12 protein-coding genes are annotated in these 12,627 nt (G+C 70.4%); 4 read left to right on the top strand and 8 right to left on the bottom strand.

Features of this window, described 5'->3' with window-relative positions; genetic code table 11:
- Nucleotides 1-50: 50 nt before the first annotated feature.
- The 5 genes from EER27_RS10665 to EER27_RS10645 all read right to left on the bottom strand — a co-directional run bounded on the left by EER27_RS10665 (nt 51) and on the right by EER27_RS10645 (nt 5,387).
- Nucleotides 51-1,211: a DUF4350 domain-containing protein gene (locus EER27_RS10665; protein WP_123088186.1), complete on the bottom strand. Its 1,161-nt coding sequence runs from the start codon at nt 1,209-1,211 to the stop codon at nt 51-53.
- Nucleotides 1,208-2,956: a DUF4129 domain-containing protein gene (locus EER27_RS10660; RefSeq protein WP_123088072.1), complete on the bottom strand. Its 1,749-nt coding sequence runs from the start codon at nt 2,954-2,956 to the stop codon at nt 1,208-1,210. The genes EER27_RS10665 and EER27_RS10660 overlap by 4 nt, the downstream gene beginning before the upstream one ends.
- Nucleotides 2,953-3,972 (bottom strand): stage II sporulation protein M, encoded by a 1,020-nt coding sequence (locus EER27_RS10655; RefSeq protein WP_123088071.1) that lies wholly within the window; start codon nt 3,970-3,972, stop codon nt 2,953-2,955. Before EER27_RS10655 ends, EER27_RS10660 begins: the two co-directional genes overlap by 4 nt.
- Complete coding sequence (locus EER27_RS10650) at nt 3,969-4,649, bottom strand: RDD family protein (protein WP_123088070.1); 681 nt, start codon at nt 4,647-4,649, stop codon at nt 3,969-3,971. The genes EER27_RS10655 and EER27_RS10650 overlap by 4 nt, the downstream gene beginning before the upstream one ends.
- Before the next feature lie 192 nt (nt 4,650-4,841).
- Nucleotides 4,842-5,387 (bottom strand): gamma carbonic anhydrase family protein, encoded by a 546-nt coding sequence (locus EER27_RS10645; RefSeq protein WP_425480834.1) that lies wholly within the window; start codon nt 5,385-5,387, stop codon nt 4,842-4,844.
- A 148-nt stretch (nt 5,388-5,535) separates the two neighbouring features.
- On the opposite strand from EER27_RS10645, the gene EER27_RS10640 reads away from it, so the two are divergent.
- Nucleotides 5,536-6,966: a coniferyl aldehyde dehydrogenase gene (locus EER27_RS10640; protein WP_425480838.1), complete on the top strand. Its 1,431-nt coding sequence runs from the start codon at nt 5,536-5,538 to the stop codon at nt 6,964-6,966.
- A gap of 85 nt (nt 6,967-7,051) precedes the next feature.
- On the opposite strand, the gene ltaE is transcribed toward EER27_RS10640, so the two are convergent.
- Nucleotides 7,052-8,110 (bottom strand): low-specificity L-threonine aldolase, encoded by a 1,059-nt coding sequence (ltaE, locus tag EER27_RS10635; protein ID WP_123088185.1) that lies wholly within the window; start codon nt 8,108-8,110, stop codon nt 7,052-7,054.
- A gap of 107 nt (nt 8,111-8,217) precedes the next feature.
- On the opposite strand from ltaE, the gene xth reads away from it, so the two are divergent.
- The gene (xth, locus tag EER27_RS10630; protein WP_123088067.1) at nt 8,218-8,988 is read left to right on the top strand and encodes an exodeoxyribonuclease III; all 771 of its coding nucleotides are present in this window, start codon (nt 8,218-8,220) and stop codon (nt 8,986-8,988) included.
- 137 nt (nt 8,989-9,125) lie between these two features.
- Here the strand turns inward: xth and EER27_RS10625 are convergent, their stop codons facing one another.
- Nucleotides 9,126-9,398, bottom strand: coding sequence for a GlsB/YeaQ/YmgE family stress response membrane protein (locus tag EER27_RS10625; RefSeq protein WP_123088066.1), 273 nt, complete (start codon nt 9,396-9,398; stop codon nt 9,126-9,128).
- Between the two features lie 171 nt (nt 9,399-9,569).
- Nucleotides 9,570-10,871: an AMP-binding protein gene (locus EER27_RS10620; RefSeq protein WP_425480837.1), complete on the bottom strand. Its 1,302-nt coding sequence runs from the start codon at nt 10,869-10,871 to the stop codon at nt 9,570-9,572.
- A gap of 180 nt (nt 10,872-11,051) precedes the next feature.
- On the opposite strand from EER27_RS10620, the gene EER27_RS10615 reads away from it, so the two are divergent.
- On the top strand, nt 11,052-11,651 hold the full coding sequence (locus EER27_RS10615) for a 4'-phosphopantetheinyl transferase family protein (RefSeq protein WP_123088064.1): 600 nt from the start codon (nt 11,052-11,054) through the stop codon (nt 11,649-11,651).
- A gap of 61 nt (nt 11,652-11,712) precedes the next feature.
- On the top strand, nt 11,713-12,366 hold the full coding sequence (rsmG, locus tag EER27_RS10610) for a 16S rRNA (guanine(527)-N(7))-methyltransferase RsmG (RefSeq protein ID WP_123088063.1): 654 nt from the start codon (nt 11,713-11,715) through the stop codon (nt 12,364-12,366).
- The last annotated feature ends 261 nt before the right edge of the window (nt 12,367-12,627 follow it).

Here is a 12,627-nt window from a genome sequence, read left to right as displayed (position 1 = left end):
CGGCGCGTGACCGGCGGCGGGCGGCGACATCGGAGTGGCGTCGGCAGGCGTCATAGCTGGTTTCTCAGTCGGATCAGGGTGGCGATGCGGGTACGGAAAGCGTTGGCGTCACGCGCCACTGGCGTGGCCAGCGCGTCGCGGATCTCGGCCGGCGAACACTGCAGGCGCTGCGCGATCTGCGCGACCTGCACCTCGCCTTCGAGCGCGGCGGCCTGTGGGTCGCGGCGCCGCAGGCGCGTCAGGAACGCCTCGCGCGCGGCGGCATGCAACACGTGGCCATAGCCGTAGCGCCAGGCGTGCTGGCCGCTGGCGACGATGTGTTCGAGCAGCGAGCGGCGCTCCGCGCTCGGCGAAGGCAGCAGCGGGCCGAAACGTTGCGTGCGTCGCCACAGCCAACCCAACAGCACCAGCAGCATCGGCAGCCAGGCCATCCAGGCGCGCTGCAGCAGCAACTCCCAGATCGACGGCAGCGCGCCGGCGTAGATGAGGTGAACGGTGCCGGCGCGGTAGTTCGGCGCCAGGATCTGCCTGGCCAGGGCGACGTGGGGAACGTCGTCGATGCTGTCGTTGCGCAGGAAGTCCAGCTCGGCGGCGACGTCGACGTGGCCGCGGCCGTGCACGACGCGCGCGTAGACGTAGCCGCTCTCGGGGTCGCCCCAGCTGCGCAGCGGTCCGGCGCCGGTGAGGACGAATTGGCGTCCGCCGCAGAACTCCACGTGCGATTCCTGCCCGGGCACGTACATCGCGGTGCAGGTCGATCGAGCGTCTTCCTCGTCCTCATCGCTGCCCCGATCCGGTTCGATCAGCGCGACGCCCAGCGCGTCGAACAGCGGCGTTGGCCGCAGGTCATCGAACGGCTGCGGCTGCGAGGTGCGCATCACCAGGTGGCCACCCGCGGCGACCCAGGCCAGCAGCTGACGGCTTTCGGCCGCGTCGAGCTGTTGTGGATCGCCGTACAGCACCACCGTGTCGCGCCGGCCCAGGCCGGAGCTACCGCCAAGCAGGCGCTGGCGCGACTGGACCTGGAGGCCGTCCTTCTTCAGTGCCAGACCCAGCACGTACAACGGATTCCAGATGATCTCGCCGGTGCGCGGCAGTTCGATTTCCTCTTCCACCTGCTTGTAGTTGTGTTTCCACCACACCACGCCGCCTGCGACCAGCGCCGCTACCGCCAGGCCGGCAAGCACCATCCACACTGCCCGCGCCTTCATGCCGGCCACCCGAAACGCTGGCGGCATGCGCCCAGCACGCCGTCGAACTCGTCCTGCGTCGGCAACCGGCCGGCGTACGCGGCGTATTGCCACAGGCGAACCGCATCGGCGAATGCCTCCCGGTCGGCGGCCTCGGGCATGCGCCGCGACGCTCGCAGGCATTGGGCCTCGGTGGCGCCGGGCACCAGCATCACGTCGGCGCGAACGCTCATCGCCGCGACGCTGGCGCGGTACATCAGTGCCAGCGCGTCACGGGCGCGACCGGCCAGCCACAGGCGCCGGATCGCGCTGACCGGATCCTCGGGCAACGGCGCCGGCGGTGGCGCATCCTGCTCGTGGACGTGGCCGTGCTGACGGCGCGGCATCGACACGCCGGTGCGCAGCCACGGCAGCCAGCGCGGGGCGGTCACCAGCAACGCCAGCACCAGCAGGCCCAGCAGCACCCAGAGTCCGTACTCGCCGATCGCCGCAGCCGCGCCCGCCAGGGCGGCCAGGAATTTCTCCATGGCCGGGTTCCTGATCTTCTTGTCCGACGGCGTGTCCTTCTCGCGCGGCTGCCACCTCATGACCTTGCGCTTGGGCGTCACGCTGGGATCGGCATAGGCCTGCTTGACCGCCTTGCGCAGGCCCGCGTCGTCGACGAACTGTGGGCCGAACACCGGCGGCAGCGTCGGCGGGCGCACGACCTCGGCCTTGCGACGTGGCTTCTTTTTGCCTGCTGCTGCGGCGGCGTCGGCTTCTTCTCCGGCTGCGGCCGCTTCGGCGACGCGACCAGCGTCATCGTCTTCTGACGATTCATCGCGCTCGGGCGGCAGTGCCGGCGCGTTGGTCGGGGTGCCAGGCGACGGGGCGACCACCGGCAGCGCGCGCGCGCCGGAGGACGGCGCGGTGGACGGCGCGATGGCGGCGTCCTGCGCGCGCGCCGGCGCCATCGGCAGCAGCCCGGCAGCCAGCACGGCCAGCACCAGCACCAGCGCCAGCGGCGCGGCCGCGGTCAGCCGGGTGCGCAGGCGGCGCAGCACGATCTCGATGTCCCAGGCCTCGATCTCCGTGCGCCGATTGAGGTACAGGCCGAGGCCGGCACCGACGTAGAACGGCTCGATCACACAGGTCGCGGCCCACGCCACCAGGTTGAAGGTGATCATCAGCCAGTCCGGCGCGCTCTCCAGCAGCGCACCAGCCCAGCGTGCCGATTCGGGCAGCCATTGTTCGGGAACGAACATCCAGACCGACAGCACGATGCCGATCGCCAAGGCAGCGATGAACTCCAGGCACACCGCCGTCAGCAACGCGGCGACGCCGTACACCGGTGCGCCGATCGCACTGCGCCGTTGCCTGGCGACATCGCCGCGCGCGCCTTCGAGCAGATCCACCGGCAAGTAGAGCGACCGCGCCGGACTCAACCGCCGCCAGGTCAGGTACGGCAACCACCAGTGCCGCCCCCAGCGCCATGGCGCGGCGACGGCCGCACCCGTGCCGGGCACATCGCCGAACACCGCGCGCGACAGCACGAACAGCACGGACTGGTCGAACACCGGCTTGAGCCACCACATCAGCAGCCCCGCCAGCCACACCGCGCCGATCGACCACGTGAGCAGGTTCAGCAGCAACAGCACCGGCACACTCAGCAGCAGCCACGGCTTCCACACCGCGCCCGCGTGAGTGCGCACCAGGGCCGTGCCCAGTTCGACCGCCTCCCACGCCGTGCGTGGCCGCAACGCCACGGTCAGTGCCTCGATCTTCATCGCGCCACCCCGTCGCCGGCAGCATCGACAGCGAGGTTGCGACCGCCCAGGCCAAGCCACAGCCCGGTCAGCGTCCACAGACCGGCGCCGACGGTGTACTTGATCCACGCGGGCATCCAGCCGATCGACGACCAGAACGCTTCGACGAAGGCGGCGAACACCAGCATCGCCAGCACTCCCAGGCACAGCCGTGCGCCACGCATGCCGCCTTCGACCAGCGCGTCGATGCGCCGGCGCTGGCCCGGCGCGACGAGATTGAGACCCAGCCGGAGGCCTGCGCCACCGGCGATCACGATTGCGGTCAGCTCCGGCGCCGAATGGCCGGCGACGAAGCGCCAGAACGGATCGCCGTGCCCGACCGCCTGCAGGTGGCCGGCGACGCCGCCGATCACCAGCCCGTTGAACAGCAGCACGAACACCGTGCCGATCGCCGCCAGCAGGCCGGTGGCGAAGGTGCGGAAGCCGATACTGACGTTGTTCCAGATGTAATGGCCGAACATCGCAAGGTCGGTGCCGTCGTCGCGCCCGAGCGCCCGCGACGGGTCGGCAGGGTCGTACATCGACTCGAACTCCGCCAGCTCACGCGGCTCGAACAGCGCGCTGGCCAGCTCGGGCTTCCAGACGATCGCGGCGAAGGTGGCCAGCAGCGGCACCCAGAACAGCAACGCGGCGGCGAACATGCAGGCACGTTCGGCCCGCACGAGGCGAGGGAAGTCGGCCAGCAGGAACTCGCCCGCGCGCGTCCAGCGTGCCGTCGGCGTGCGGTAGAGCAGGCTGTGGCCACGCTGCATGATGGTCTGCAGGCGCGAGGCCAGCACCGGGCTGTAACCACGCCGGCGCGCAAGCGCGAGCTGCTGGCACAGGCGCCGGTAGCGCGACGGGAACTCGTGGTCGGCGAAGCCGTGCCACTCGCGTCGCTTCGCGCGGGCGTCGCGGGCGTTCGAGCGCACGTCCAGCCAGCGTTCGAGCGCCAGCCACTCGTCCTGGTGGCGTTCGACGAAATGTTCCTGCTTCATCGCCGCCCCAACAGCCAGTTGGCAATTGCGTACAACCGGTGCACGGCGAGCGTGCCGGTGCTGTCCACCAGCGGCGCGGCGAGTTCGGCCAGCTCGACCTGGCGCGCCGCGGTCAGGCGCGGACCGCGTTCGGCGAAGGCCACCAGCGCCGCCTGTTCGTGGGGCAGCAACGGCACCGGTGATGCCTGGCTGCCGGTTGTCGTGCCCGGCAGGGGCGGGTGCGCGCGTTCGACATGCACCACCAGCGTGCCGGCAACCATGTCGCCCAGTCGCCGGCCCCAGGGGTCGGCCAGGCTGGTCACCAGCCCTACGGCATAACCGAACGGGAGCATGTCGACGGTGCGCAGCAGGTTGCGCACGAACGCCGCCATCCAGCCCACCGGGGCGCCATTCGCTGCGACCACGCGCAAGCCGAGCACGCGCTTGCCGGGCGTACGGCCGTTGCCCAGCGCCTCGAACAGCACCGGGTAGAACCAATAGACCAGGAAGATCAGCACCGCATGGATGCCCGAACCCGCACGGCCCATCGCAGCGAGCACGATCGCGCCGAGGGTCACCACGGCCATGCGGATCACGAAGTCGAGCACCCAGGCGAGCGCGCGCGGCACTGGCCCCGCGGCGGGCAGGTGCAGCGCCACGCCTTCGGGCGTCACGACTTCCCGGTGGGTATCGAGCATCAGGCGGCCACGGCGGTGGTGTCGGTGACGGCCAGCGCCGCGTGCAAGGGCATAAGAACGGATCGATTCACTTCGTGCGGCATCTGACACGCGTACGGGGCACAGTGCGCAGGGCTGCCGCCGGGTTGTTGCTGCATCGCTTCGTCCACTCCCAGAAACTGGCGCCGCTGGCGCCGTCGTGCCCGGCACGCGTTAGCCGGTGTTTGCCATCCCCAGATAGCGATCCTTGAGCCGGACATAGTGCTGCGCGCTGTACTGCAGCTGTTCGATCTCGCGTTCGGAGAGTTTACGCACGAAGCGCGCCGGATTGCCGAGCCACAACTCGCCGGCGCCAACGATTTTCCCCGGCGCGATCACCGCGCCCGCGCCGACGAAACCGTGACGCTGCACGATGGCGCCATCGAGCACCTTGGCGCCCATGCCGACCAGGCAGAACTCCTCCAGTCGGCAGGCATGAATGATCGCGCCGTGGCCAATGGTGACGTCGTTGGCGATCACGGTCGGCAAGCCACCGGGCCGCGTGAACGGACCTTCGTGGGTAACGTGGACGATGGTGCCGTCCTGGATGTTGGTGCGCGCGCCGATCTGGATCTCGTTGACGTCGCCGCGGACCACGCAGCCCGGCCAGACCGAGGCGTCGTCGCCGAGCGTGACCCGGCCGATCACGGTGGCGGCCGGATCGACGTAGACACGCTCGCCGAGCGCGGGAAAGTGTTCGAGGAAGGGTCGGATGGCCATGGGCGCCATTGTAGTCGCCCGGGGGACGGGGCCAGGTTGCACGTCGTGGCGCCACGCGCAGCCGGCTGCCGGATGCGACGGCTTTTCCGGGCTGCCGCGCCGCATCACTATTTCCCCGGCCCCAAGGACTAGACTCCGCCGTATGGACATCACCGCCGATACCCCGACCGAGCAACTCGAGTCCACCCGTCTGCGTCTGCGCGCGGCCTGGCAGGCGCGCAAGCCCGACCTCGCCCAGCGACGGGCCGACCTGGTCCGCCTGCGCGAGGCATTCCGGGCGGCGATCCCGGCAATGGACGTGGCCATCCGCGGCGACTTCGGGCATCGGTCCGAGCACGAGAACCTGGTGTCGGAAGCGATGGTCACCCTGGCCGAGATCGACCAGGCGCTGGGCAACCTGCGCCGCTGGACCCGACCGCGCCGCGCGGCGGTTGGCTGGCGGTTCTGGCCGGCGCGCGCCGAGGTGCGTCCGGAGCCGGTCGGCGTCGTCGGCATCCTGGCGCCCTGGAATTACCCGGTGAATCTCGCGCTGGTTCCGCTGGTGTCGGCCATCGCCGCCGGCAACCACGTCTACCTGAAGCCGTCCGAACACACCCCGCGCACCAGCGCATGGTTGCGCGAGCTGTTGTCATCGGTGTTTCCCTCCGACCGCGTCGCGGTCGCACTGGGTGGACCGGAAGTGGGTGCGGCGTTCTCGGCACTGCGCTTCGACCACCTGCTGTTCACCGGCTCCACCGCCGTCGGACGCAAGGTCATGGCCGCCGCCGCGCCCAACCTCACGCCGGTCACGCTCGAGCTGGGCGGCAAGGCGCCCGCGATCGTCTGCGCGGATTTCCCGATCGAGCTGGCGGCCGCCCGCATCGCCTCGGGCAAGTGGTTCAACGCCGGCCAGACGTGCATCGGCGTGGACTACGTGCTGGTCGACGCGGCCCGCCGTGACCAACTGCTGGAAGCACTGCAGGCCCAGCTGCGCGCGCGCTACGGCGACTTCAGCTCGCCACGCGACTACACCCGCATCATCAACGACGCGCAGTACGCGCGCCTGTCGGGCTACCTGGACGATGCCCGCATGCGCGGCGTGCAGGTGATCGAACCGCTGACCGCGGGCGAGGACGACGCCGCGCGCGCGCGACGCGCCAACGAACGCCTGTTTGCACCGGCGCTGGTGGTTGACCCGGGCGCGGACAGCAAGGTGATGCAGGAAGAGATCTTCGGACCGATCCTGCCGGTGCTGTCGTACGACCATCTCGACGAGGCGATCGCCCGCATCAACACGCTCGACCGCCCGCTGGCGCTGTACCCGTTCAGTAGCAACCGCGGCGACATCGAACGCATCCTGGCCGGCACGCTCGCCGGCGGTGTCACCGTCAACGACACGCTGCTGCACTTCGGAGCGCACGGCCTGCCGTTCGGCGGCATCGGCCCGAGCGGCATCGGCGCCATTCACGGCCGCTTCGGCTTCGACACCTTCAGCAAGCTGCTGCCGGTATTCCACCAGCGCCGCTGGACAGCGACCGACCTGATCAAGCCGCCCTACCGCGGCAAGATCGACCGGCTGGTGCGCTGGCTGGCGAAGTAGCCGGCGCGCGGCTCCCGTCCTGCAGATCGGGCGGCCCGCGGCAGTACGCCACGATGCCGCCCGCTTCGATGCCCGCGCGGGAAACTCAGGCCGACTGCGCGGCAAACCCCGCGAAGGCGTCGATCGTGCGCTGCACGCCGGCGTCATCGACATCCAGGTGCGTGACCAGTCGCACCTTGGGCGTGTAGCCGATGGCGACGCGCACGCGCGCGGCCTCGAGGTGGCGGCGCAGCGCTTCGAGGCGCTCGGTGGGCACGTCGATGAACACCATGTTGGTGTGTTGCGCGGTCACCGCGATCGCGCCGAGTCCGCGCAGGCCGTCGGCCAGGCGCGCGGCGCGCGCGTGGTCGTCGGCGAGGCGTTCGACGTGGTGGTCCAGCGCATGCCATGCCGCCGCGGCGAGGATGCCGGCCTGGCGCATGCCGCCGCCACAGACCTTGCGCCAGCGGCGCGCCTCGTCGATCAGCGCCCGGGTGCCCAGCAGCACCGAGCCCACCGGCGCGCCCAGCCCCTTGGAGAGGCAGACCGAGACGCTGTCGAAGTGGCGTGCGATCTCACGCGGCGCCACCCCTGACGCCACCGCCGCGTTGTACATGCGCGCGCCATCGAGGTGCAGCGCGAGACCGCGCCGATCGCACAGCTCGCGGGCCGCGGCCAGGTACTCCTGCGACATCACCCGCCCGTGCCAGGTGTTCTCCAGGCACAGCAGTCGGGTGCGCGCGAAGTGCGGATCGACCGGCTTGATCGCCGCCTCGACCACGTCCAGCGGCAAGCTGCCGTCCGCGGCGTGGGCGATCGGCTGCGGCTGGATCGAGCCGAGCACCGCGGCGCCACCGCCCTCGTACTTGTAGGTGTGCGCGTCCATGCCCACCAGGTATTCGTCGCCCCGCTGGCAGTGCACCAGCATCGCCAGCAGGTTCGACTGCGTGCCGGTGGGCACGAACAGCGCGGCGTCGAAGCCGAGCTCATCGGCCAGCCGCGCCTGCAGCGCATTGACGCTGGGGTCCTCGCCGTAGACGTCGTCGCCGACGTCGGCGGTCGCCATCGCCGCGCGCATTGCCGCGGTCGGTTGGGTCACGGTGTCGCTGCGCAGGTCGACCCAACCGGCCAGGTCGCCGTCGCTGTCTCCCTTGCGGAGCTGCATCGCCTCGTTGTTCGTCGCGCCCATCGAAACTCCCGTCCGGAAATCCCGACGATGATGCCATCGCCGCGCACGTGCCGGCTGCCGACGCGCCGCGTAGACTGCGCGCCATGAAAATCGCCAGCTGGAACGTCAACTCGCTCAACGTGCGCATGCCGCACCTCGAACAATGGCTCGGTCAGTTCCAGCCCGACGTGGTCGCGCTGCAGGAGACCAAGCTGGAGGACCACCGGTTCCCCGACACGGCCTTGGTCGGACTGGGCTACCGCAGCGTGTTCGCCGGGCAGAAGACCTACAACGGCGTGGCCATTCTGTCGCGCGAGCCGATCGCCGACGTGCAGGTGGGCATTCCCGGATTCGATGACGTCCAGCAGCGCGTGATCGCCGCGACCGTCGGCGACGTGCGCATCGTCAACCTGTACGTGGTCAACGGCCAGGACGTGGGCACCGACAAGTACGACTACAAGCTGCGCTGGCTGGATGCGGTGCACGGCTGGTTGTCCAGCGAGCTGCAAGCTCACCCGCGGCTGGTGCTGCTGGGTGATTTCAACATCGCCCCGGACGATCGGGACGTGCACGATCCGCAGGTCTGGAACGATGGCCACATCCTGACCTCCACCGCCGAACGCACCGCGCTGGCACGACTGCAGTCGCTCGGCCTGCATGACGCGTTCCGCCTGCACCACGACGACGCGGGGCAGTTCAGCTGGTGGGATTACCGCCAGGCCGGCTTCCGCCGCAACCTCGGCTTGCGCATCGACCTGACCCTGGTGTCGGACGCACTGCGCCCGCACGCGGCCGCCGCCGGCATCGATCGCGAGCCGCGCACCTGGGATCGTCCCAGCGACCACGCGCCCGCCTGGGTCGAACTGGCCGGCTGACTTCCGTCGAGCGCGACGCCGCCGCGAGACGGCACATGCAACGCAGAAGGCCCGGCATTGCCGGGCCTTCTGCATTTCAACGTGTCGCAGGGTTCCGCGTCACGTGATTCCGGGAACCGTGATTCAGCGTGACGTGTTCAACGCACGCGACCACGGCGGAACAGGTTGACGATCGCCAGCAGGACGATCGCACCGACCAGCGACATCAGCAGACCGGTGACGCTGAAGTTTCCGTCGTTGATGTCGCCGCCGCCGATGCCCAGCATGCCGCCGAGCCAGCCGCCGATGAAGGCACCGATGATGCCAACCACAACATTGAGGATGATGCCTTGCTGCCCATCGGTCTTCATGACCATGCTGGCCAGCCAGCCGATGATGCCGCCTACGATTAACCAGATGATGATGCCCATGACTGTCTCCAATGGTCACTGCAGAGGACCTGCAGGTACAGCCCTGCATTCGGGCTGGAGAAATCATGGAGAGGCTTGCGTGACGGGGGTGTCAGCGCACGTCGGCGTTGGGAAAGGTGGACGCCGCGTGAGGATGCTCGCCGCGTGGTGCGCCTCGGGACGTTGACACCATCAGCCCTGCATCAACGCCAGCAGTGCGTGCCGCGGCAGTTTGCCGGTTTCGTTGCGCGGCAATGCGGCAACGCAGCGCAAGGGCCGCGGCAGGAACACCGGATCCAGATGCGCGCGCAGCGCGTCGAGGATGGCTTCCGCATCGAGCCCCGGCGCCACGGCGAGCGCGGCGATGCGGTGCACGCCACCGGCATCGGCCGCGTCGAGCTGGAACACCACGCCATCTTCCACGCCGGGCACGGCGAGCAGACGGCGTGTGAGGTCGCCCAGCGAGGCACGCTTGCCGGCGATCTCCAGCAGGTCGGCGTCGCGACCCAGCAGTTCGAAACGGCCGTCCACCCGCAGCTCGAAACGGTCGGCGAGCAGGACGGGCTGCGCCAGGTGCGGCGCTGCGATGACCGTGCCGGTTTCGTGCGCGGTGATGTGCACGCCGGGCAGAGGCGTCCATGCGATCTCGTGCGCGGTGCGTCGGCGCGCGATCACGCAGGTCTCGGTGGACCCGAACACCTCGCGCACCTCGCAGCCGAAGCGGTGTTCGGCGGCGCGTGCGAGCTCGTGCGACAACGGTGCGGTGGCCGAGACGATTGCCGCCAGCGGCGGTAGCACGACGTCGGACGCGACCAGCGCGCGCAGGTGCACCGGTGTGGTGACCAGCAACGGCGGCACGGGTGCTTCGGCCACTGCGGCGGCGATGTCGGCGGGGAAGAACGGGCGACCGGCGTGCACCGCGACCGCGCTCAGCAGCGGCAGCAACACCGACATTTCCATGCCGTACATGTGCTGCGGCGGAACGGTCGCGACCACTGCAGCACGATCGCCCTCGAGCAGATCGGCCAGCGCGGCGACGTTCTGCCGGGTGCTGGCGGTGAACGCGGACCAGGTCTTGGCGTTGGGTTGCGGCTGCCCGGTGCTGCCGGACGTGAAGCCGATCGCGACCAGCGCATCGCGGTCCACCTGCAGGGGCGCGCCGTCGCGTTGCGGCAGCTCCACCGGCAGGCGCAGGTAGCGCGGCGGATTCGGCGCGAGTTCGCCGTCGCCGATGCAGTAGCTGGCCGCGTGGCGGGTGAGGACGTCGCCAATCACCGCCGGCGCGCGCGAGGGCGGCAGCAGCGTGGTCTGGCCGCGCACCATCGCCGCGCAGAAGGCGACGAGAAAGCGATAGCGGTCCTCGCACAGATTGATCGCGTGGCGGGCATCGGGCAGCAAGGCCGCCACGCCGCGCACGTCGCGCTCGAACCGGTCGACATCGACCACGCGTCCACCGTCGAACACCAGCGCGCGGTCGCCACCGCCGTGTGTCAACCGGCAGAGTCTGATGGTGTCATCCGCCAACTCGGTGGATGCAAACGTTGTGACGGCTAGACCGGCCATGGCGCTGCATTCTTCAAACGTGCGTTCCCCGCGACCGTAGTCGCCCCCTGCACACTAGCTTACGCTGACCGCCCGTCTTGCCGCCGTCGCGGCCGACCCTTGGCGCCATTCATGTCGACCCACGCCCTCCCCTTTGTCGCGTCCGAGCCGTCCTGGAGCTGGCTGCACCGCCATGCCGGTGTCGCCGCCGAAGACCAGGCGCGGCAATGGCTGGGGCAGCGACTGGGGATCGCTCCGGAGGCGCTGCCACTGCAGCGCGACGAGCGCGGCCGACCGCGCCTGCTGACTCCCCTGCTCGAACACGACTGCAACTGGAGCCACAGCGGCGAGGGCCTGCTGGTGGTGATTGGCAGTGGGCTGCAGGTGGGGATCGACCTGGAACGCGAGCACGCCCGGCCTCGCGCGCTGGCACTCGCGCAGCGTTATTTCACGACGGGCGAGGTCGACTGGCTGGCCGGCCAGCCCGACGCCGATGCACAGGCCCGAGCCTTCCTGCGCCTGTGGTGCGCCAAGGAATCGGTGCTCAAGGCGCACGGCCACGGCCTGGCGTTCGGGCTCGACCGCCTGCGTTTCGAGGAGCACGCCGGTCGCCTGCGCCTGGTCGAATGCGCGGCCGAGCTTGGCGCGCCGGACCAATGGCGACTGCGGGAACTGGCGCCCGCGCCGGGCTACCTGGGCGCCCTCGCGTGGCGCGCGGCAACGCAGCCTTGAGGCACGCGGCGGCGGCAGCGATCCGCCTCCGGACGGCGCCATCGGCGATACTTCCGCCCCGATGAATACCGCCACCCTGCCCCCCGACCTGCGTCCCCTGCTCGAATCCGGGCTGGCCACGCTGGGTCTCGACCGCTCCTTCGCCACGCCTCTGCTCGACTACCTCGCGTTGTTGCTGCGCTGGAACAAGACCTACAACCTGACCGCGGTGCGCGACCCACGCGAGATGGTGTCCAAGCACCTGCTCGATTCGCTGGCCATGCACCCGTACGTCGACGGCCTGGTGGCCAGCGGCGGCGCGCTTGCCGACCTCGGCACCGGCGCCGGGCTTCCCGGCATCCCCTTGGCGATCGTCAAACCCGGGCTGCGCGTGACCCTGGTCGAGAGCAACGGCAAGAAGGCGAGGTTCATGCGCGAAGCCGTGCGCCAACTCGGTCTCAAGGACGTGCGCGTGGCCGAATCGCGGATCGAGGCGCTGGATGAGCCGGGCGCGTACGCGGCGATCACCGCACGGGCGCTGGCAACGATTCCGCTGATCCTCGAGCTGGGCGGCCACCTGCTGGCCGACGGCGGCCAACTGCTCGCGATGAAGGGCGTCCACCCCGTCGAGGAGTTGGACGCGATGCCGGCCGGCTGGACGCTTCGGACCTCGCACCCGCTGCGTGTGCCGGGCCTGGACGCGGAACGCCACCTGGTGGTGGTGACGCGCAACTGAGCCCGCGGCGCGCGGCCCACCCGCCGCGTGGCCTGCCCACCGTGCCACCGACGGCCGCCACGCGCGGCCGCGCGGCCCGAACCATCTGCCCAGTCCGGACGCACCGGTCGACCCGGCCACGGCCCAAAGCACGGCCCGGCGGCCCGATCCCGTCGATCGGCCCGGCCCACGGCAGCCTCGCCGGTCGCCCGGCCGGGCCCCGTACACGCATCGGCGCGCCCCAGCGGGCATAATCCCCAGTCCGTGCGACGCCTGCGTCGC

The sequence above is a fragment of the Montanilutibacter psychrotolerans genome, from assembly GCF_003719825.1.
GTDB lineage: Bacteria > Pseudomonadota > Gammaproteobacteria > Xanthomonadales > Xanthomonadaceae > Montanilutibacter > Montanilutibacter psychrotolerans.
Note: the sequence above shows the minus strand (reverse complement) of the source record. Positions and strands in the feature narration are given on the sequence as shown.